Origin of the sequence: Paracoccus sp. SJTW-4 (assembly GCF_047716885.1) — a bacterium.
Classification (GTDB): Bacteria; Pseudomonadota; Alphaproteobacteria; order Rhodobacterales; family Rhodobacteraceae; genus Paracoccus; species Paracoccus solventivorans.
The window spans coordinates 1,116,808-1,136,266 of the sequence record NZ_CP136681.1 but is presented as its reverse complement, the minus strand read 5'-3'; the positions used below and the strand labels follow the sequence as shown (position 1 = coordinate 1,136,266).

17 protein-coding genes and 1 tRNA gene are annotated in these 19,459 nt (G+C 68.4%); 8 read left to right on the top strand and 10 right to left on the bottom strand.

From position 1 onward, the window contains the following. Positions 1 to 26: 26 nt before the first annotated feature. Complete coding sequence (locus RSP45_RS05545) at positions 27 to 320, top strand: hypothetical protein (protein ID WP_324327437.1); 294 nt, start codon at positions 27 to 29, stop codon at positions 318 to 320. Further along, the gene (locus RSP45_RS05540) at positions 313 to 1,287 is read left to right on the top strand and encodes a CobW family GTP-binding protein (protein WP_415393544.1); all 975 of its coding nucleotides are present in this window, start codon (positions 313 to 315) and stop codon (positions 1,285 to 1,287) included. Before RSP45_RS05545 ends, RSP45_RS05540 begins: the two co-directional genes overlap by 8 nt. Before the next feature lie 886 nt (positions 1,288 to 2,173). On the opposite strand, the gene RSP45_RS05535 is transcribed toward RSP45_RS05540, so the two are convergent. Further along, on the bottom strand, positions 2,174 to 3,103 hold the full coding sequence (locus RSP45_RS05535) for a LysR substrate-binding domain-containing protein (RefSeq protein ID WP_415393543.1): 930 nt from the start codon (positions 3,101 to 3,103) through the stop codon (positions 2,174 to 2,176). A 138-nt stretch (positions 3,104 to 3,241) separates the two neighbouring features. On the opposite strand from RSP45_RS05535, the gene RSP45_RS05530 reads away from it, so the two are divergent. Next, complete coding sequence (locus tag RSP45_RS05530) at positions 3,242 to 4,471, top strand: aminopeptidase P family protein (RefSeq protein WP_415393542.1); 1,230 nt, start codon at positions 3,242 to 3,244, stop codon at positions 4,469 to 4,471. Between the two features lie 123 nt (positions 4,472 to 4,594). Continuing rightward, a complete protein-coding gene (locus RSP45_RS05525) occupies positions 4,595 to 5,923 on the top strand; it encodes an MFS transporter (protein ID WP_415393541.1) in 1,329 nt (442 codons plus the stop codon). A gap of 164 nt (positions 5,924 to 6,087) precedes the next feature. On the opposite strand, the gene RSP45_RS05520 is transcribed toward RSP45_RS05525, so the two are convergent. From RSP45_RS05520 to RSP45_RS05490, 7 genes are all read right to left on the bottom strand, one after another. Next, positions 6,088 to 6,885: an FkbM family methyltransferase gene (locus tag RSP45_RS05520; protein ID WP_415393540.1), complete on the bottom strand. Its 798-nt coding sequence runs from the start codon at positions 6,883 to 6,885 to the stop codon at positions 6,088 to 6,090. Between the two features lie 55 nt (positions 6,886 to 6,940). Further along, positions 6,941 to 7,030 (bottom strand) — tRNA-Ser (locus RSP45_RS05515). 66 nt (positions 7,031 to 7,096) lie between these two features. Then, on the bottom strand, positions 7,097 to 7,852 hold the full coding sequence (locus RSP45_RS05510) for a squalene/phytoene synthase family protein (protein ID WP_415393539.1): 756 nt from the start codon (positions 7,850 to 7,852) through the stop codon (positions 7,097 to 7,099). Further along, on the bottom strand, positions 7,849 to 9,465 hold the full coding sequence (cimA, locus tag RSP45_RS05505; RefSeq protein ID WP_415393538.1) for a citramalate synthase: 1,617 nt from the start codon (positions 9,463 to 9,465) through the stop codon (positions 7,849 to 7,851). Before cimA ends, RSP45_RS05510 begins: the two co-directional genes overlap by 4 nt. A gap of 29 nt (positions 9,466 to 9,494) precedes the next feature. Beyond that, the gene (cysS, locus tag RSP45_RS05500; RefSeq protein ID WP_415393537.1) at positions 9,495 to 10,940 is read right to left on the bottom strand and encodes a cysteine--tRNA ligase; all 1,446 of its coding nucleotides are present in this window, start codon (positions 10,938 to 10,940) and stop codon (positions 9,495 to 9,497) included. A gap of 420 nt (positions 10,941 to 11,360) precedes the next feature. Next, a complete protein-coding gene (locus tag RSP45_RS05495) occupies positions 11,361 to 11,486 on the bottom strand; it encodes a hypothetical protein (protein ID WP_415393536.1) in 126 nt (41 codons plus the stop codon). Between the two features lie 31 nt (positions 11,487 to 11,517). Further along, a complete protein-coding gene (locus RSP45_RS05490; protein ID WP_415393535.1) occupies positions 11,518 to 13,056 on the bottom strand; it encodes a diguanylate cyclase domain-containing protein in 1,539 nt (512 codons plus the stop codon). A 120-nt stretch (positions 13,057 to 13,176) separates the two neighbouring features. Between RSP45_RS05490 and RSP45_RS05485 the strand changes: the two genes are divergently transcribed. From RSP45_RS05485 to RSP45_RS05475, 3 genes are read left to right on the top strand one after another with little or no spacing between them, the layout of a single operon-like run. Then, positions 13,177 to 13,455, top strand: a complete 279-nt coding sequence (locus tag RSP45_RS05485; RefSeq protein ID WP_415393534.1) for a DUF3572 family protein — start codon at positions 13,177 to 13,179, stop codon at positions 13,453 to 13,455. Between the two features lie 55 nt (positions 13,456 to 13,510). After that, the gene (locus RSP45_RS05480; protein ID WP_415393533.1) at positions 13,511 to 14,077 is read left to right on the top strand and encodes a heme NO-binding domain-containing protein; all 567 of its coding nucleotides are present in this window, start codon (positions 13,511 to 13,513) and stop codon (positions 14,075 to 14,077) included. Continuing rightward, positions 14,074 to 15,078: a diguanylate cyclase domain-containing protein gene (locus tag RSP45_RS05475; RefSeq protein ID WP_415393532.1), complete on the top strand. Its 1,005-nt coding sequence runs from the start codon at positions 14,074 to 14,076 to the stop codon at positions 15,076 to 15,078. The genes RSP45_RS05480 and RSP45_RS05475 overlap by 4 nt, the downstream gene beginning before the upstream one ends. A gap of 343 nt (positions 15,079 to 15,421) precedes the next feature. On the opposite strand, the gene RSP45_RS05470 is transcribed toward RSP45_RS05475, so the two are convergent. Continuing rightward, positions 15,422 to 16,849, bottom strand: coding sequence for a mannose-1-phosphate guanylyltransferase/mannose-6-phosphate isomerase (locus tag RSP45_RS05470; RefSeq protein ID WP_415393531.1), 1,428 nt, complete (start codon positions 16,847 to 16,849; stop codon positions 15,422 to 15,424). A gap of 121 nt (positions 16,850 to 16,970) precedes the next feature. Continuing rightward, a complete protein-coding gene (locus RSP45_RS05465) occupies positions 16,971 to 17,528 on the bottom strand; it encodes a YcbK family protein (RefSeq protein WP_303730854.1) in 558 nt (185 codons plus the stop codon). 324 nt (positions 17,529 to 17,852) lie between these two features. Between RSP45_RS05465 and RSP45_RS05460 the strand changes: the two genes are divergently transcribed. After that, positions 17,853 to 19,451 carry a L,D-transpeptidase family protein gene (locus RSP45_RS05460; protein WP_415393530.1) on the top strand — a complete coding sequence of 533 codons (1,599 nt, stop codon included), beginning with the start codon at positions 17,853 to 17,855 and terminating at the stop codon, positions 19,449 to 19,451. Positions 19,452 to 19,459 lie beyond the last annotated feature (8 nt).

The following is a 19,459-nucleotide window of genomic DNA, read 5'->3' as shown; positions in this document are numbered from 1 at the left end:
GGTGCCGTCCCAGACCGGAGGATGTCATGTGCAATGCCTGTGGAAACCCCGCCGCCCCCGGCCACTGGACCGAGGCCGGCGCCGCCACCCCCGGCGACCGGCTGCGCGCCCGGTTCCATCGCGCCGACATGCTGCGCGGTGTGCTGCGCCCCTATGGGCTGACCGCCCATGACGGCGGCGCGGTGCCGGGCATCCAGCTGGGCACGCTGTCGGGCGCGCACACTATCGTCCACAATCTGGAAGAGCTGTGGGCCGAGGCCGAACGCCTGGCCGGCCGGCCCATCGACCCGCTCGACCCGCGGTATCTGGGCGATGACTGACGGCGATCCGGCCGAGACCCGGCTGCGGCTGACCATCCTGGGCGGCTATCTCGGCTCGGGCAAGACCACCTGGCTGCGCCACCAGCTGCATGTCGGCGGTTTCGGCCCGCGGGTGCATGTCATCGTCAACGAGGCCGCGGAAGTGCCGGTCGACGACGCGCTGTTGCAGGGGGCCGAGGGGATCACGCTTCTGGCCGGCGGGTGCTGCTGCTGCGAGGGCAGGGCAGGGCTGATCGCCGCGCTGCGCGAGCTGTGCGATGCCCGCAGCCGCATCCCGGCCGACCAGCCGCGCCTGCGCCATGTGGTCCTGGAAACCAGCGGCCTGGCCGACCCGGGCGCGATCGTCGCCGCGATCCAAGGCGATCCGGTGCTGATCAACCATATCCTGCTGGCCGAGACCGTCGTCGCCGTGGATGCGCTGCACGCGCTGGCGCAGCTGCGCACCGAGCCGCTGGGCCGCCGCCAGATTGCCGCCGCCGACCGGCTGGTCCTGACCAAGGCCGATGCCGCCGATCCCGCCGCGCTGGCGGCTTTGCGCGCGACGCTGGCGGTGCTGAACCCCCATGCCACGGTGTCGGCCAGCAGCCTGGGCGAAGAGGTGCCGCTGCTGCCGCTACCCCCGGATGCGCAGCCCGTCCACCTGCCGCCGCTGGGTCCCGAGGACGAGCGCGGACCGATCCGCCCCACCCAGCTGGCGATCCCGCTCGATCTCGACTGGTCCGCCTTCACCCTGTGGCTGTCGGCGCTGCTGCACGCGCGGGGCGACGATCTGGTGCGGGTCAAGGGGGTGGTGCGCACCCCTGCGGGCCGGCTGCTGCTGCAAACCGTGCGCAAGGTGGTGCAATCGCCGGAAATCCTGCCCGAACAGTCCGACGGCCGGCATGACGACGTGATCGTCTTCATCGGCCGCGGCTACCGTCCCGAGGACCTCGGCCGCTCGCTGCGCCGCTTCCTGGGAGTGGTCTGATCGGGAGGGTGGATATTCATCCTTTCTCGGGCGCCTGACCTGCGCAACCGGGAGGGCAGTGCGTCTGGAACTGCGGTGCCTGGAGGCCGAGGAGATTCTTGGGTGGAGGCACCGTTTGTGCTGCTGGCAACCCGGCAAGCATCCGCCTGCGGAAGCACGCGCCCACCCAGAACTCTGGCCAACTCGTCAAGGTCGAGCGCCAACTGGTGTCCGTGATAGGACGGATTTGTCTGCGTGCAGACGGGGTTAGCCGGGATGCCCGCCGTGCCACGAAACCGCTGCCGTTGCCTGACAGACGTCAACGTCGCCGGGCACTATCGCTATGGCCATCTGCAGCCGCCGGTGCTAGGCATTTCACCCGCCGTCTTTCGTTGCGCTGGAAACTATCGGGTGGGTTAACGGCTACCTGCAATGGCGCGAAGACATCGGTCATTATTCGCTCCTTGGCAGTTCGGGCACGCAAGCACCCGGAGACCGCTATAGCTTGGGTTTAATATCGTACCTGTTTGGCATGGGGTGCAGCTTCTCACAACCCACCGGAGGTGCTGTCGAAACCGCAACGCAGGCGGCTTTTCGCCGGTGCGGGTGCGTTCAGCGGGGGGCGGCGGCGGTCCCGTCATGCCGGGTGCGGGCGCACGCCGCACGGCATCAGCCCAAATTGCGGCCGACCGATATCCCCGGAGTGCGGTCGCGGGTCATGATTTCCAGCTTCGCGCCGGTGCGCATGAAGCCGGCCGGAATGGAATGTAAAGCTGTGCAGCATCGGCATTCCGTTTCATCATCTCGCAGGTCGTCCTATTGCCCTGCACCGGGTTAACGCGGGGTGGTTTCGGCAACCCGATCATCAGCATTTGCCCGCATCCTTTCTCCGAATGGCCGCGTGCCCTCAGCCAGGCGCGTTCTCGCCACGGTTCGGCAGCTTCGGGGCATCGTCGCGTGCGGCGAAGGCCCAGTCGCGGAAAGCCCGGGCCTCGCGCGCCATGGCCATGTCGGCGGCCGGGCCCGAAAGCAGGTAGTAGCCGAACTCCTCCAGTACGCTCAGCTCCGACAGCTGCACCAGCCGGCCGGAATCGAGGTCGGCGCGGATCATTGCGACCGGGCAGAGCGCCACCCCCTGCCCGGCGAGGGCGGCGGCGCGCAGGAGGTTGAAATCCTCGAACACCGGGCCGCCCGACTGTGCCGGCGCCGCGTGGCCGGCGCGTTGCAGCCAGCTGCGCCAGCCCGACGAGTCGGTGTCGTGCAGCAGCCCCAGCGCGAGGATGTCCTCGACCCCCGCCCTGGTCTTGCCCAGCCGGGCGAGGGCGAGCGGGCTGCAGACCGGCACGCTCACCCCCGGCAGGAATGCCTCGGCCCGGATGCCCGGGCGCTCGGGCAGCCCGGCGGCGAAGACGAAGGCCAGATGGGCGTCGCGAAAGTCGATGTCGCGGCCGTGCATGGCGTAGATCACCCGGATCTCGATCTCGGGGTGCAGTGCGCGAAAGCCGGCGAGGCGCGGGATCAGCCAGCAGACCGCGACCGAGGGGATCGCCGCGATCACCAGCGGCCCGTCGCGGTGGCTGCGGACCCGCTGGCAGGCATTCTCGATCTCCGAGAGGCTCAGGCTGAGGGCGCGGGCCAGTTCCTCGCCATGCGGCAGCAGCCGCGGCCGGCTGCCCTCGCGGTCGAAAAGCGGCGTGCCGAGCCAGTCCTCGAGATGCCGGATCTGGTGGCTGACCGCCGACTGGGTGACGAACAGCGCCTCGGCCGCCCGGCGGAACGACCCGGTGCGGGCCACCGCTTCGAAGACGCGCAGGGCATTGAGGGGCAGGTGGGACACGGGACCGGACCCCGGGGTGGTTTAGATTTTCTCATAGACTGCATGAAAAACCGTCTTTTGACAATCCGCCCCCCGAATCGCGATCCTTTTCCCGGGAAGCGAGGCCCGTGCAGCGCCCGCGACAATCGGAGGAGAATTATGGAACGCGAACGTTTTCAGGACTATACGGGCAATGGTGAACCGGCGAAGCCGACCTTTTCCCGGTCCGAGATGCAACGGCGGGTGGATGCGATCCGCGGCCACATGGCCCAGGCCGGAATCGACGCGGCACTGTTCACCTCGTATCACAACGTCAATTACTATTCGGATTTTCTCTACTGCTATTTCGGCCGCCGCTACGGCCTGGTCGTCACCCATGACGCCCTGACCTCGATCAGCGCCGGCATCGACGGCGGCCAGCCCTGGCGGCGCACCTTCGGCGGCCGGAACGTGACCTACACCGACTGGCAGAAGGACAACTACTTCCACGCGGTGCGCCGGCTGACGCCGGGCGTCAAGCGGCTGGGGATCGAGTTCGACCACGTCAACATCGACCTGCTGAACCTGCTGCGCGAGGAGCTGCCGGGGGTCGAGCTGGTGGATATCTCGCAGGCCGCGATGCGGCTGCGGATGGTCAAGTCGGCCGAGGAGATCGCGCATATCGAGAAGATGACGCGCATCGCCGACATCGGCGGCGCCGCCTGCGTCGAGGCGACCGCGGTGGGCGTGCCCGAGCACGAGGTCGCGCTGCACTCGACCGCCACCATGGTGCGCGAGATCGCGAAGACCTTCCCCGATGCCGAGCTGATGGACAGCTGGACCTGGTTCCAGTCGGGCATCAACACCGACGGCGCCCACAACCCGGTCACCAGCCGCAAGATCCAGCGCGGCGACATCCTGTCGCTGAACTGCTTCCCGATGGTCGCCGGCTACTACGTCGCGCTCGAGCGCACGCTCTTTGCCGAGACCGCCAGCGACGAGCATCTTCGCCTGTGGGAGGTCAACTGCCGCGTCCACGACCGTGGCAAGGAGCTGCTGGTGCCCGGCAACAGATGCTCGGACATCGCCAAGGAGCTGAACGAGATCTACGCCTCCGAGAACCTGCTGCAGTATCGCAGTTTCGGTTACGGCCATTCCTTCGGCGTGCTCTGCCACTATTACGGGCGCGAGGCCGGCCTCGAACTGCGCGAGGACTGCGAGACGGTGCTCGAACCCGGCATGGTCGTCTCGATGGAGCCGATGATCACCATCCCGAACCACCTGCCCGGCGCCGGCGGCTACCGCGAGCACGACATCCTCGTCGTCACCGAGGGTGGCAACCGCAACATCACCGGCTTTCCCTACGGCCCGCAGCACCTGATCGTGCCCGGAAAGTCCAATGCCGCCTAAGGTCCGGGCGCGTCCGCGCGCCCCGGTCCAGGCCGATGACCGAAGCGACCGGCCCGCGGGAGGAGACGCGGGCCGGGACCGATAGCCGGTCCGCGACCGGCGACAACCACATGGGAGGAGACCATGGCAGCAACTGTTGCCGTCGGCGGTGCCTACAGCGCCCCGCCGCGCGAGACGGAGGTCGCGCCCGGCGTCCTGCGCAAGGTTCTGACGGCGAGCTTCATCGGCAACTTCGTCGAGTGGTTCGACTATGCCTCATACGGCTATTTCGCCACGGTCATCGCCGTGGTGTTCTTTCCCGATATCGCCCCCAGCGCGGCGCTGATGGCCACCTTCGCGGTGTTCGCGATCTCGTTCATCATCCGCCCGCTTGGCGGCATCATCTGGGGCAGCATCGGCGACAAGGTCGGGCGGCGCACGGCGCTGTCGTGGTCGATCCTGATCATGTCGGGCGCCACCACCGCGATCGCGCTGCTGCCGGGCTATAACCAGATCGGCATGCTGGCGCCGGCGCTGCTGCTGTTGATCCGCATGGTGCAGGGCTTCTCGGCCTCGGGCGAATATGCCGGCGCCGCCTCGTTCATCGCCGAATACTCGCCGGTGCAGAAGCGAGGCTTCTACACCAGCATCGTCCCGGCCAGCACCGCGGCCGGGCTGCTGGCCGGCTCGCTGATGTCGGCGACGCTGTTCTGGCTGCTGAGCGACGCGCAGATGCAGTCCTTCGGCTGGCGGCTGCCGTTCCTGCTGGGGCTGCCGCTGGGCCTGGTCGGGATCTACATCCGGCTGCGGCTCGAGGACACGCCGAAGTTCCGCGAGCTCGAGCAGCGCCACCACGTCCAGGCCATGCCGGTGCGCGAGCTGTTCCGCGACTATCGCCCGCAGATCCTGATCGCCTTCGGCGTGACCTGCCTCAACGCCGTCGGCTTCTACCTGATCCTCAGCTACATGCCCACTTACCTGATCACCGAGCTGGGCATGGGCGAATCCGAATCGTTCCTCGCCGCCAGCATCTCGCTTGCGGTCTATATCGGGCTGATCTTCCTGATGGGGATCCTGTCGGACCGCTTCGGCCGCAAGACGGCGCTGATCGCCGCCTCGCTGCTGTTCATGGCGCTGACGGTGCCGCTGTTCTCGCTGCTCGACGGCGCCTCCCTGGGGACGATCATCCTGATCCAGATTGCCTTCGGCGCGCTGCTGACCATCAACGACGGCACCCTGCCGACCTTCCTGACCGAGATATTCCCGACCAAGGTGCGGTTCTCGGGCTTCGCCTTCAGCTTCAACTCGGCCAACGCGCTGTTCGGCGGCACCGCGCCCTTCGTCGCCACCTGGCTGATCGCGCTAACCGGCAGCAAGATGGCCCCGGCCTGGTATCTGGTCGCCGCCGCCGCGGTGGCGCTGATCGCAATGATCGCAAGCCGCGAGACCGCCGGCAAGCCGCTCGCCGACTGAACCCCCGCGGGCTACCCCGGAAGCGGGCGGCAGCCATGCCGCCCGTTTCGTCATGTCCGCGCCGTCGCCCCCCGAATCAGAGGCGAGGCATCGCAGAAGCCGGCCTCGGGCGCGACTGGCGTTATGCCCCTCCATATCTTCTGATCAGATATCGGCTTTCGCAGCTATCTTTTATTTTTAGGGCTTGTGTGGATTGCCAATCCATCAATGCCATGCTGGGATAATACGTAACCGTGCGCCGCCAAGTACTTGCTCAGCTCTTTTGCTCGTTGTGGCGGCAAGTTTCTGTATTCAAAATTGATGACAGGTGGCAGGAATCTTTCGATGTCGCTGGCGTAGATAACCTGGTCGTCAAAGCCCTCGGCATCGATTTGAAGAACGTCAATAGAGTCAAACATGCCTGCTCGCCTCAAAAGCTCGCGCATATTGACGCAATCCACTGATACATCTTCAATAATGTCGCCTGGTGGAAGCTTTCCCTTATAGTGGTTCGATGCCCAGGTAAGGACGTGATCGTAACTTGAAGAGGTGACGCCTGTGGGGGCTCGATATTCTGGCCATCCCTGTGCATAGGCAGCTGAGCAATCGGGCCAGCACTCTCGCTTTATGCGATACAGCTTCAATGAAGGGTCGGGGCCAATTGCGCCATTGAAGATAAATTTGCCACTGTGGAACTCATAGTTTTTTTCGAGTTCCGGGATCAGGTAGGCTTGAGGCTCGCACAGAATAATTTGGGTGCGTTTCGGGTAATTCGATATGAAGCCGTAGAGTGGATCGTTAATCGCGCCGTCGTTTGCTCCAACCTGGACGATGTTTAATGTTTCGCGAAAATTTGCCAGAAGATGCAGGCAACTTTCGAAATGTGTCAACTCCCGCACGGAAGGAGCAACGGGTTTCCTGCGAATCTCGTATCCAAACTGATCAGCAAGAGCAATAATGCTCTTTTTTATTTTCCGAATCATTGTATCTCACGCTTTATCGCCGTCTCTGCTAGCTTCCGCCCTTTCGATACCGAAGTGGCGGAGGCGGTGGGATTCGAACCCACGGTGGGGTTGCCCCCACGTCGGTTTTCAAGACCGGTGCATTAAACCACTCTGCCACGCCTCCGTGCGCGGGTGTTAGCGTGGGGCGGGCGGGCGATCAAGCGAATGCGGGGTTGGGTTTCCCTGTGGATCACAGCCACCAGCGGCCGGTCAGCGCCAGCCGGGCGAGTGCTGCGCGGCGGGTGAACTCCGATGGGGCGGCGGGGATGGTTGCCGCCAGCGCGGCGTGCAGGGCGGGGCGGATGGCGGGGCCGGGGAACAGCGCCGGGGCGGCCTCGCGCGGGATTTCGCGGCGGGAGCGGGCGGCCTCGGCAAAGGCGGCAGCGGCGGTGCGGGCCAGCGATTGCAGGGCTGCGGGCTCGGGACGGGCGAGGGCCAATCCTAGTTCCTGCAGTGCGGGACGGGCGCGCAGCCAGGCGACCAGCGCGGCGCCGCGGCCTTGCGCGCGCAGGGCAGGCCCATCCGCGGCCCCCAGCGCCTGCGCGGCATGGGCCATCAGCGCGGCGCCGGTGGCGTCGGCATAGGCGACCACCGCGTCGGGGGTGGCAAAGGGCTCGCGGTCGGCGTCGTGCAGCCGCGCCTCGGCCAGCGGGGCGAACGCCGCGGCGTCGGCCCCCCAGGCGGACCACAGCGGCGACAGCAGTTCGTGCGGAGGCGGGGGCGCGTCGCGCAGCGCCGCCAGCTGCTCGACCCACCACTGCACCCGCATCCCGGCCAGCAGCGGGTCGCGCGCCGACAGCGCGGTGCGGGCAAGCTCGGCGTTCAGCGCGTAAAGCGTCAGCAGCCGTGGTCGCGCGGCGGGGGCGGCCAGCATCGCCATCGCCCAGCGGTCCGGGTCCTCGCCCCGCAGTCGCTGCGCGAGCGCGTCGAGCGCCTCAGCCGTCATGCCGCGCCGTCATGGATCAGCTTCCAGCGGATCGCGTCGATCAGCGCCTCGAAACTGGCATCGACGATGTTTGGCGACACGCCCACGGTGGACCAGGCCGCGCCGCTGCGGTCGATGGAATCGATGGTTACCCGCGTTACCGCATCGGTGCCGGCGCCGATGATCCGCACCCGGAAATCCGCCAGCGCCATCTGGTCGATCGAGCCCTGCCACGGCCCCAGATCCTTGGCCAGCGCCCGCCACAGCGCATGGACCGGCCCGGCATCCTCGCCATTCTCGCCCAGCCCGTCGCTGACCGACATCACCCGCTGCCCGCCGACCCGGGCCACCACCACCGCCTCGCTGACCGAAATGCGGTGCCCGAGCGCGTTCATCCGCCGCTCGACGGTGACGCGATAGCGCTCGACCTCAAAGAAATCGGGCAGGGCGCCCAGTTCCTCGCGCGCCAGAAGTTCAAATGATCCCTGTGCGGAATCATAGGCATAGCCCTGATCCTCGCGCTGCTTGACCGTGGCAAGGATGCGCGACAGCGCCGGGTCGCCGGGGGCGACCTCGATCCCCGCACCGGCCAGCCGCGCGCGCAGGTTGGACTGTCCGGCCTGGTTCGACATCGGGATCACCCGTTCGTTGCCAACCGTCGCGGGGTCCACATGTTCGTAGGTCTGCGGTGCCTTGAGGATGGCGCTGGCGTGCAGCCCGGCCTTGTGTGCGAATGCCGAGGCGCCGACATAGGGCGCGGCCCGCAGGGGCACCCGGTTCAGGATCTCGTCCAGCCGGCGCGAAATGCGGGTCAGGCTTGCCAGCGCCTGTGCCCCCACCCCCGTGGTCAGGGTCGAGCGAAAGGGTTCCTTCAGCAGCAGCGTCGGGATCAGGCTGGTCAGGCTGGCGTTGCCGCAACGCTCGCCCAGCCCGTTCAGCGTGCCCTGCACCTGCCGCGCCCCGGCCTCGATCGCGGCCAGCGAACAGGCGACGGCGTTGCCCGTGTCGTCATGGGCGTGGATGCCCAACCGCTCGCCCGGAATGCCGGCGGCGATCACCGCACGGGTAACCTCGCCCACCCGGGCGGGCAGGGTGCCGCCGTTGGTGTCGCACAGCACGATCCAGCGCGCGCCGGCGTCCAGTGCCGCTTGCAGGCAGGACAGCGCATAGGCCGGGTTGGCGGTGTAGCCGTCAAAGAAATGCTCGGCATCGAACAGCGCCTCGCGCCCCTGCGCCACCACATGGGCGACGGATTCGGCGATGCAGGTCAGGTTGTCGTCCAGCCCGATCCCCAGCGCCTCGGTCACGTGGTAATCATGGGTCTTGCCGACCAGGCAGACCGCCCTTGTTCCCGCGTCCAGCACCGCCGCCAGCACATCGTCATTCGCAGCCGAGCGTCCGGCGCGCTTGGTCATGCCGAATGCGGTCATCGTGGCCCGCGTCGTCGGCGCATCGGCAAAGAAGTCGCTGTCGGTGGGGTTGGCACCGGGCCAGCCGCCCTCAATATAGTCCACCCCCAAAGTGTCGAGCATAAGCGCAATTTCGGCCTTTTCCGCGGCTGAGAATTGCACGCCCTGCGTCTGCTGCCCGTCGCGCAGGGTGGTGTCGTAAAGGTAAAGGCGCTGGCGCGTCATGGGCTTGGCCCTTTTGGCTGGCTGAGGGATTATTGCGGCAGTCTTGCGGCATCGAAGCTGGCGCCGGGGATCAGTTCCACTCCTTGCGCACTCATGCGGACCTCGACCCCGGCTGCGTTCAATGCGGTTTTCAGTGCATCCACGGCCGAGAAATCCTTGCTGGCCCTGGCTTCGGCGCGCAGCGCCTCCATCCGTGCGACCAGCGGCGAAAGGTCAGGGGCAGGGGCGATCCAGCCGCCGAGCTCTTCGGTCAGCAGCCCCAGCATCCCCGCGCTGGCGACGAAAAGCCGCCTGAGTTCCAGCGTGTCGCCACCTGTGAGTTGTTGCAGATCGTCGGGGCTGGTAGCACTGCGGATCGCCTCGGCAATGCGGTGCAGTTCGGCAATGGCGCCCGCGGTGTTCAGGTCGTCGGCCAGCGCGGCGACGATGGCGGGCGCCGGGCTTGCCGCGGGCTCGATGCCCGCGACAAGACCACGCCAGCGGCGCAGCACCGCCTCGGCCTCGCGCGCCTTGTCGGCGGTCCAGTCCATCGGCTTGCGGTAATGCGTCATCAGAAACACAAAGCGGATCACCTCGCCCGGGATGCCCTGATCCAGCAGGTCGCGGACGGTGAAGAAATTGCCGAGACTTTTCGACATTTTCTTTCCCTCGACCTGCAGCATCTCATTATGCAGCCAGATCCGGGCGAATTCGTCATGTGGGTGGGCGCAGCAGCTTTGCGCGATCTCGTTCTCGTGGTGGGGGAATTGCAGGTCGATGCCGCCGCCGTGGATATCGAAAGAGCGGCCCAGCAGCGCCTCGGACATGGCGGAACATTCGATATGCCAGCCCGGACGGCCGCGGCCCCAGGGGCTGTCCCAGCCCGGCAGTTCGGCGTCCGAGGGTTTCCACAGCACGAAATCCATCGGATCGCGCTTGAACGGTGCGACCTCGACCCGCGCGCCGGCGATCATGTCATCGACCGAGCGTCCCGAAAGCTGCCCGTATTCGGGGAAGGAGCGCACGTCGAACAGCACATGGCCTTCGGCGGCATAGGCGTGGCCCTTGGCGACCAGCGCCTCGATCATGGCGATCATCTGCGGGATATAGTCGGTGGCCCGCGGCTCGTGGTCGGGGCGCAGCGCCCCCAGCGCGTCCATGTCGGCGTGATACCAGCCGATGGTCTCCTCGGTCCGTTCGCGGATCAGGTCTTCCAGCGGGCGGGGGTCGCCCGCCTGCCGCCGGGCCAGTGCGGCAGCGTTGATCTTGTCATCCACGTCGGTGAAGTTGCGCACATAGGTGACGTGTTGCGCGCCATAGACATGCCGCAGCAGCCGATAGAGCACGTCGAACACCACCACCGGCCGCGCATTGCCCAGATGAGCGCGGTCATAGACGGTCGGCCCGCACAGATACATCCGCAGGTTCTGCGGGTCGATCGGAACCAGTCGCTCTTTCGAGCGACTGCGGGTGTTGGTCAGCTGGATTTCGACCATGAGTTCCCCCTGTGGCGGGGTCCATGTCGCGCGTGAACGGCCCGCCTGCGCTTGCTCAGACGGTAATGCAGATAGTGGTGGAATAACCGTTCATGGCGGTCGCCATAGCAGCGGCAGGGCGCTGCGGCAAGCGGGTTGTCCCCCGGGCAGGCGCGCGGTTTCGCCGCTGTGGCGGGGGCTGCGGGAGCTGCGGGAGCTGAGGTGGTGGTGGGGACTGAGGCGGTCGCGGTGGCTCGGGCGACGAGGCGGACCGGGCGGCGAGGGTGCCTCGGCGGCTCCGGTGGCTTCGGCAGCGAGGGTGCTAAGGCAGCTCCGGCGACAAAAGCAGATCAGCTAGCGTCTGCAAGCCTGGCCCCGGTCCCGTCCTGTGGCGACGGCGAGTTGGTGGCAAGGGCGGATCAGCCACGGCAGCCGGACCGCTCACGCCCCGTCTTCCTCGCGCCAGACCATCAGCCGGTCGCGGCCGCTGCGCTTGGCGCGCAGCAGCGCGGCATCCACCCGTTCTAGCAGCGCTGCAGCCGCCGCGCCCGGCAAGCCTGGCGGCAAGGGCGGGTCAGCCCCGGCAGCCGGGGCGCGCTCATGCCGCGGCTTCCTCGCGCCAGACCATCAGCCGGTCGCGGCCGCTGCGCTTGGCCCGCAGTAGCGCCGCATCGGCCCGTTCCAGCAGCGCCGCAGCCGCCGCGCGGCCGGTGTCGGGGTGGCTTGCCCACGGCTGGCCTTCGCCCGCATGAAGCCTGCCGGCAAGGCTCTCGCCCGGATGGATCAGGCTCGCATGGCTCTCGCCTGCCTGGCTGCCGACGCCATAGGCTCCGCCGGAATGCCCCGCGCCGCCCGGGCCTGCGCCATGGCAGGCGACCCCGGCAGAGAGGGTGATCCGCAGCGCCAGCCCCGGGTCGCGGCCGGGCAGGTGCACGGCGGTCCCCGAGACCTGCGCCCGCATGATCTGTGCCAGCTCGGCCGCCTCGGTCTCGGCAAGGCCCGGCAGCACCGTCAGGAACTCCTCGCCGCCCACGCGGGCCACGAAGCCCGGTGCCGGGACGCAGCGTTCCAGCCGCGCCGCGATCTCGGCCAGCACCGCGTCGCCGGCGGCATGGCCGTAGCGGTCGTTCACCTCCTTGAAGCGGTCGATGTCCATGGCGACCACCGCGCAGCCCGGCCGCCCGGGTCCGTCCTGGCAATGCTCGGCCAGCCGCGGCAGCGCGAAGCGCCGGTTCGGAAGCCCGGTCAGCGGGTCGATCCAGGCCAGCGAGCGTTCGCGCTCGGCCGCCTCGCGCTGGGCGTCGGCGGCCAGCTTGCGGCGGATCAGCGCGGTCAGCCGCAGCGCGGCCTCGTCGGCCGCCTTGCCGCCGGTGAACCCCGAGGTCAGCACGTCCCCCGCCCCCAGGTCCAGCGCCACCGACATCATCTCCAGCCGTGCCGGGTCCAGCACCACCGCAAACGCCGCGTTCCGTGACGAGCGGCGCGAGCGCAGCTCGGACAGCAGCCGCAACCCATCGCCCGGCTGCATCATGTCGGCGGCGACGAGATAGAGATCCGGCACCATCCCCATCGCCGCCTCGGCCAGGGCGCGCTCGGGGTCGGCGATCCGCAGATGCGCCGAGAGCCGCGGCAGCAGCGCGTGGCGCCAGCCCAGCCCGGCGCCGGCATCCCCCGCAATCAGCAGCGCCGTGCAGGGGCGGGGGGGCGCCTCGTGCCGGAACGGCTGCTGCCCCTCGGCCAACCCCGGTCCATGGGCACCGCCATGCCCGGCCACGCCGGCAAGCTGGTTGCGCATCAGCCCGCGGATCCGCGCGAACAGCGCCATCTCGTCGATCGGCATGTCCAGCACCGCCGCCGCCCCGGCCTCGAGCGCGGCGATTCGCCGCTCTTGCGGGACCGTCATCACCACCGGCACCGCCGAGCCGGCAGTGATCCGGCGGCACAGCTCGATCGCGTCCATGTCGCCCGGAGTTCCGCCGATCAGCACCATGCTGGGCCGGGCGCCCTCCAGCGCCTCCAGCGCCTCGGCCCCGGTCCGTGCGGTCAGCGGCTGGTAACAGGCCGCCGCCAGCCGCACCTTGAGCGTGATCCGGTTCGTGGCCGCGCCGTCGACCACCAGGATTGGCCCCTCGATCAATTTTCCGCCCCCGCCGCCTGTGCTCTCCCGACTCACTCCTAGACCGAAACCATTAACAAAGCGTTTCCGCCGCCGCAGTCGGTGCTTGCGAAATCCGCCGGCCGGGGCCAAGCATCGGGCATGATCGACCGGAAATCCCTTGACCTGCTGGCGCAGGCGATCCTCGACCACCTGTTGCGCAACCCCGATCTGATCGAGGCGCTGGTCGCCGAAAGCGGGCTGCTGCCGGGCGATCTGCGGGGTCTTGCCGCCGATCCGACGCCGGCCTTCGCCACCGCGCTGGTCGATTTCATCTGCGCCAGCGACGAGCGCCTGACCGGCTTTGCCGCGGAATCGGGCTGGCCGCCGTTGAAGGTCGCGCAGATGCGCGAGGCGCTGTCCTGCGGATTCCCGGACTGATTCACCGCATCTTAATGTCTGCGGGCCATAGAGGCGGGGCAACAGGGGGAATCGGATGCACGGCCTCGTCAACCGCTCGATCGAATATTTCGCGCGCCAGACCCATGGCGACGCGGTGTGGACGGCGGCGGCGACCGCCGCGGGGGTCGATCCGCGCGGGGTCGAGCTGATGTGCGAACAGGATGATTCGACGGCGCGCCGGCTCTTGCACGAGATTGCGGCGCTGGTCGGCTGCTCGCCCCCGGAACTGGCCGGGGATATCGGCGCCTGGGTCGCGCAGCGCTCGGCGATCCGGCGGCTGCTGCGTTTCGCCGGGCGGGATTTTGCCTCCTTCGTCACCACGCTTGACGAATTGCGTGGCCGGGCACGGCTGGTGCTGCGCGATCTCGAGCTGCCGGCGATCTCGGTGGCGCCGCTGCCGCGCGGCTGGAAGCTCACCCCCGCCTGCGACGAGGTCTGGCTGCACGCGCTGGCCGGGGTGCTGCACGCCATGGCCGATGATTACGGGGTGCTGGCGGTGATCGAGATCCGGGGCAATTCCATCCTGGTCGATGTCCCGGTCGTCGATTTCAACGAGGGGCGGCCGTTTTCGATCAGCGACCCCAGCGTGGGCGCGGCATGAACCTGGAACGCGCCGCGCTGATGCTGATGCCGATGCATCTGCATGTGGATGCCGCCGGGCGGGTGCTGTCGGCCGGCTCGACCCTGCAGCGCATGGTCGGCCCGGTCCGGGATTTCGATGCGGCGTTCGAGGCGGTCGGGCCGGTCGCCGGCGCCAGCCTGGCGCAGCTTGCGGCGGCCGAGCGGGTGTTCCTGCGCAGCCGCGCCGACCCCGGGCAGGTGCTGCGGGGGCGGGCGATCGCGCTGGCGGATGGCGGGCTTGTCTTCAACCTCGGGTTGGGGATCGGGCTGGTCGAGGCGATCCGCAACCACGAGCTGACCGACCGCGACTTTGCGCCCTCGGACCTCGCGATGGAGTTCCTGTTCCTGCACGAGGCCAACAATGCGATGATGGACGAGCTGTCGCAGGCCAATCTGCGGCTGGAGGAGGCGCGGCGGCGGGCCGAGGCGCAGGCCTTCACCGACCCGCTGACCGGGCTGAGCAACCGCCGCGGGCTGCAGCTGTCCTTCGAGGCGCTGCGCCAGGGAACCCTGCACGCGGCGCCCGGCCATTTCGCGCTGGTCGCGATGGATCTCGACCGTTTCAAGGAGTTGAACGACAGCCGCGGCCATGCGGTGGGCGACGCCATGCTGTGCGAGGTCGCGGCGCGGCTGCGCGCGATCACCCGAAGCTGCGACACCATCGCCCGCACCGGCGGCGACGAATTCGTGCTGCTGCTGCCCGGAATTGCGGACCCCGCCGCGCTCGAGCAGCTGGGCCGGCGGATCGTGCGGCGGATCGAGGCCCCGGCCCGCATCGCCGGGGCGGTCAGCCGGATTTCCGCCAGCCTCGGGGTGGCGATCTCCTCGCGCTATGCCCGCATCGACTGGAGCCGGATGGAATCCGACGCCGACGCAGCACTTTACCGCGCCAAACGCGAGGGGCAGGGCCTGCTCCGCATCGCTCCGGGTGATCATGGGGAGGCTGGCCTAGCGGGGGATCGGGGCAATGGCGGGACGTGAGTTGGAGGTGGGGCGATGCGAGGACCAGTGGATTGCCGCCACTATGCGCCAAGGAGCGCCGCGGAGGGGCGAAGGGAGGGAATACAATGGCCTGAATTAAACGGCGGCGGCTGCGCAAGAAGCAGGCAACTGACGGCCGGTGATAACGGCGAAGCCGCTGGCGGGGCGGCTGCAGCGGGCAGGTCGCATCAACTTCCCCCTCAGCGGACCACGTGTGGCGGCGGATGAGGCAAGCAGTCTGGACGCTGGCCTGCGTCGCTTGAAACACGCTGCACGGCCCTCGCAAGCGCACTGCCCCTCGCCAGCACATGCCGACGGTCGCCCCGCCCAGTCGGCCGGCGGTTCAGTTGCGGGCGTAGACGTCGTCGTAGCGGATGATGTCGTCCTCGCCCAGATAGACGCCGGTCTGCACCTCGATCAGCACCATCGGCACCTTGCCGGGGTTCTCCATCCGGTGGACCGCGCCCAGGGGCACGTAGATCGACTGATTCTCCGTCACCAGCGAGACCTTGTCGTCCACCGTCACCTTGGCGGTGCCGCTGACCACGATCCAGTGTTCCGCCCGATGGACGTGGCTTTGCAGCGACAGCGCCGCGCCGGGGTGGACGACGATGCGCTTGACCTGGAACCGATCGCCCATCACCAGCGTCTCGAACCAGCCCCAGGGGCGGTGGTCGCGGCGGAAGCTTTCCGCCTGCCGCAGGCCGCGGGACTTCAGCGCGGTCACCGCCTGGCGCACGTCCTGCGCGCGGTCCATGTCGGCGACCAGCACCGCGTCGCGCGTGGCCACGACCATGGTGTTCTTCAGCCCGATGCCGACGACCTGCATGTCCTCGTCGTCCGAGCGCAGCAGCACGTCGTCGCAGTCGATGGCGGTCGAGCGCGAATCGGCCACCACCCCCCGCCAGGCCGGGCGGTCGATCTGCGCCTCGCGCCAGATCGCGTCCCAGCCGCCCAGGTCCGACCAATGCTCGGCGAATCGCACCACCGACAGGTTGTCGGCCTTTTCCATCACCGCATAGTCGATCGACAGCTCCGGCAGCGTCTCCCAGGGTTCGGGGGCAAGCCGCAGGAACCCGAGGTCGCGGGTGGCGCCGTCCAGCGCCGCCTGTACCGGTTCCAGGAATTGCGGGGCATGGGCGCGGAACGCCTCGATCATGCTGCGGGCGGTGAACAGGAAAATCCCGGCATTCCACAGGAAATTGCCGGCCCTGAGCATGGATTCGGCGGTCTCGGCGTCAGGTTTCTCGACAAAGCGGCGCAGCCTGGTGGGGCCGGGATCGGCGTGCTCCTCGCACTCCAGATAGCCATAGCCGGTCTCGGGGCGGGTGGGCTCGATCCCGAAGGTGACGATGCGGCCGGCCAGCGCCGGGGCGATGCCCTGGTCGACGGCGCGGCCGAAGGCGTCGGCATCTGGCACCACATGGTCCGAGGGCGCGACCAGCAGCAGCGAATCGGGGTTGTCGCGCGCGACATGCAGCGCCGCCGCCAGGATCGCGGGGGCGGTGTTGCGGCCGGCCGGCTCGATCAGGATGCCGGCGGGGGTGATTCCCGCCTCGGCCAGTTGCTCGGTCACGATGAAGCGGAAATCGGCGTTGGTCAGCACCAGCGGCGGCGCGTAGCGCGGCCCCGACAGCCGCAGCGCCGAGGCCTGGAACAGCGATTCCTCACCCGTCAGCGGCGCGAATTGCTTGGGAAAGGACTTGCGCGAGACCGGCCACAGCCTTGTCCCCGAGCCGCCGGACAGAAGAACGGGAATCACGCTGGACATGTCGGCTCTCCGCGATGGGCCCGGCGGCGCGGGCGGATATCTCCCTCATGCACCGCCGCGTGAAAATGCGAAAGCCCGCAGGAATATGCGGGCTTCGCAAGGCCTGCGCCGGAGGATGGACTCAGGAGCCCCAGGTCCGCAGCGGGCCGCAGTCCATATGGACGAAGTTCGAGCGCGAGTATTTGCCGACGCCGCCCGCCCGGCACGAGGCCGCGGCCTTGTACATCTGCCCGACCGAGCGCGATTTCAGCCGCAGATCCGCGGCCTTGCCGCTCATGTGCAGCGAGCTTTTCGCGACGCCGCTGCTTTGGGCGCGCAGCATGGCGTTGGTCTTGGGCGAGCGGTAGCCCGACAGCATCATGTAGGGTTCGTTGGTCTGCAGCAGCCGGTGGCTGGCGGCAGCGATGTCGATGGTCCGCGGGTCGATCCCGATCACCTGCCCGGTGCGCCAGTCCCTCATGAAGATGTTGATCTCATTGAGGGAATCGCGGATATACTTGCCGTCCACCCAATAGACCGTATCGATGCTTTCGCCCGTCCGGCCGGAATACATCCGGACGCGCCGGTAATCGCCGGCGCCGCGCATGAGGCCAAAGGCATTCGCCATAACCGGAGCCGCCGCAACCGTGGTTGCCGCGAACACGCCGAGAATGCCGCGTCGCGAGAATTCGAAGGTCATGTTCAGATCCGCCTGTCCTGCGTTCTTCTTTGCGCCAGTCGCCTGACGGTGCCGGTTTACCCCGGACTGCTTAACAATATGTCACCGCGGGCACGGTTGCGGAACCGTGAGTTCCCGCGGCAGGCGATTTCATGCCATCATAGGCGAAATCCTGCCGATCGTGACCAGGGTGCAGCAGATGGCCCACAGCACTGTATCCGCAATGCAACGCTCGGGGCCGCAATCCCGGCCCTCGCCGGTTCCATCTGCGCGATTCTGTCGCATATGTCTGGGGATGACCTGTCAGGATTCCGCATGATGCTCTGCCCGCCTTTCCTTTGCCGCATGGGGGCGATTCTGCTGGCGGCGGCCGTGGCGCTGCCAACCGCCGCCGCTGCCGGCGCGCCGGCGCCGCGACTCGACTTCGGCGCTACGGATTGGGCGCTGGCGCGGGGGGTGGCGGACGACCCGGGGCTGGCGGCGTGGTACGGCGGAACCGGCTTGCAGCCGGTCTTTGCCGCGCCCGAGGGGGCGCCGCTGCGGGCGGCGCTGATCACCGAGGCGGGACGGGCGGCGGCGCACGGGCTGCCCGATGTCTATGGCGTCGAACGTCTGCGCCGGCTGGATGCCGCGATGCCGGCGCCGGTCGAGACCGAGCTCGCCTTTGCCCGCAGCTTTGCCCGCTGGACCCATGACGTCGGCGGCGGCATCCTCGAGCCGCGCCGCGTTCACCCGGAAATCCGCCGCGATGTGCTGCGAACGCCGCTCGACCAGCTGCTGCGGCGCTTTGTCGAGGCCCCGGACCCAGCGGCCGCGCTGGCCTCGGTCGCGCCGCAGACCCCCGAATACCGCGTGTTACAGGCGGCGCTGGCCGCGCGCAGCGGCCCCGTCATTGCCCCGGACCTGCCGCAGGTGCCCGCCGGCGCCTGGCGCGAGGGCGCGCGCAACCACGCCGTCGCGCTGCTGCGCGCCCGGCTGGCGGCGGCGGGATTCGCGGCCGACTCGGCGGAGCCCGAGCTGTTCGACGCCGATCTCGCCCGGCAGCTTCGCGCCTATCAGGCCCGGGTGGGGCTGGCGCCCGACGGCGTGGCCGGGCCGCGCACGCTCGACCGCCTGAACGGAGGCAGGGATACCGATTCGCGCGACCTGCTGATCGCGCTGGAGCGGATGCGCTGGATGAACGGCCATGACCTGAACGCGCGGATGATCTGGGTGAACCTGCCCGAGTTCAACGTGCGGGTGAAGGACGGCGGTCGCACCATCTATGAAAGCCGCGCGGTGATCGGCAAGGACCGCGACGACTGGCGCACGCCCGAGTTTTCCGACGTGATGCAGAACGTGGTGGTCAACCCCAGCTGGAACGTGCCGCGCAACATGGCGATCCGGGACTATCTGCCGCGGCTGCAGCAGAACCGCTTTGCCGCCGCGCATCTGGACGTGGTGGACAGCCGCGGCCGGGTGGTGGACCGCGCCTCGGTCGATTTCTCGCGCTATACCGCCAAGAGCTTTCCCTATCGGCTGCGGCAGAAACCCAGCGCCGACAACGCGCTGGGCGAGGTCAAGTTCATCTTCCCCAACAGCATGAACATCTATCTGCATGATACGCCGACGAAAGGACTTTTCAGCGAATCGGTGCGCGCGTTCTCCAACGGCTGCATCCGGGTGCAGAAGCCGGTCGAACTGGCGCATGTGCTGCTGGAAGGCGCCAGCGCCGACCCGGCCGCCACCTATGAACGCGCCCGCCAGTCGGGGACCGAGCGGTTCCTGAAGGCCGCCGGGCAGCCGGTGCATCTGGTCTATTTCACCACCACCGTGGACGAGGACGGCACCATCCGCCATTTCCGCGATATCTACGACCGCGACCCCGCGGTGTGGCGCGCCCTGCAGCAGGCCGCCGCCGAGGCTGGGGCCACCGGGCTGGAAACGGCCGCGCTGGCGCAGTAGGACCATCG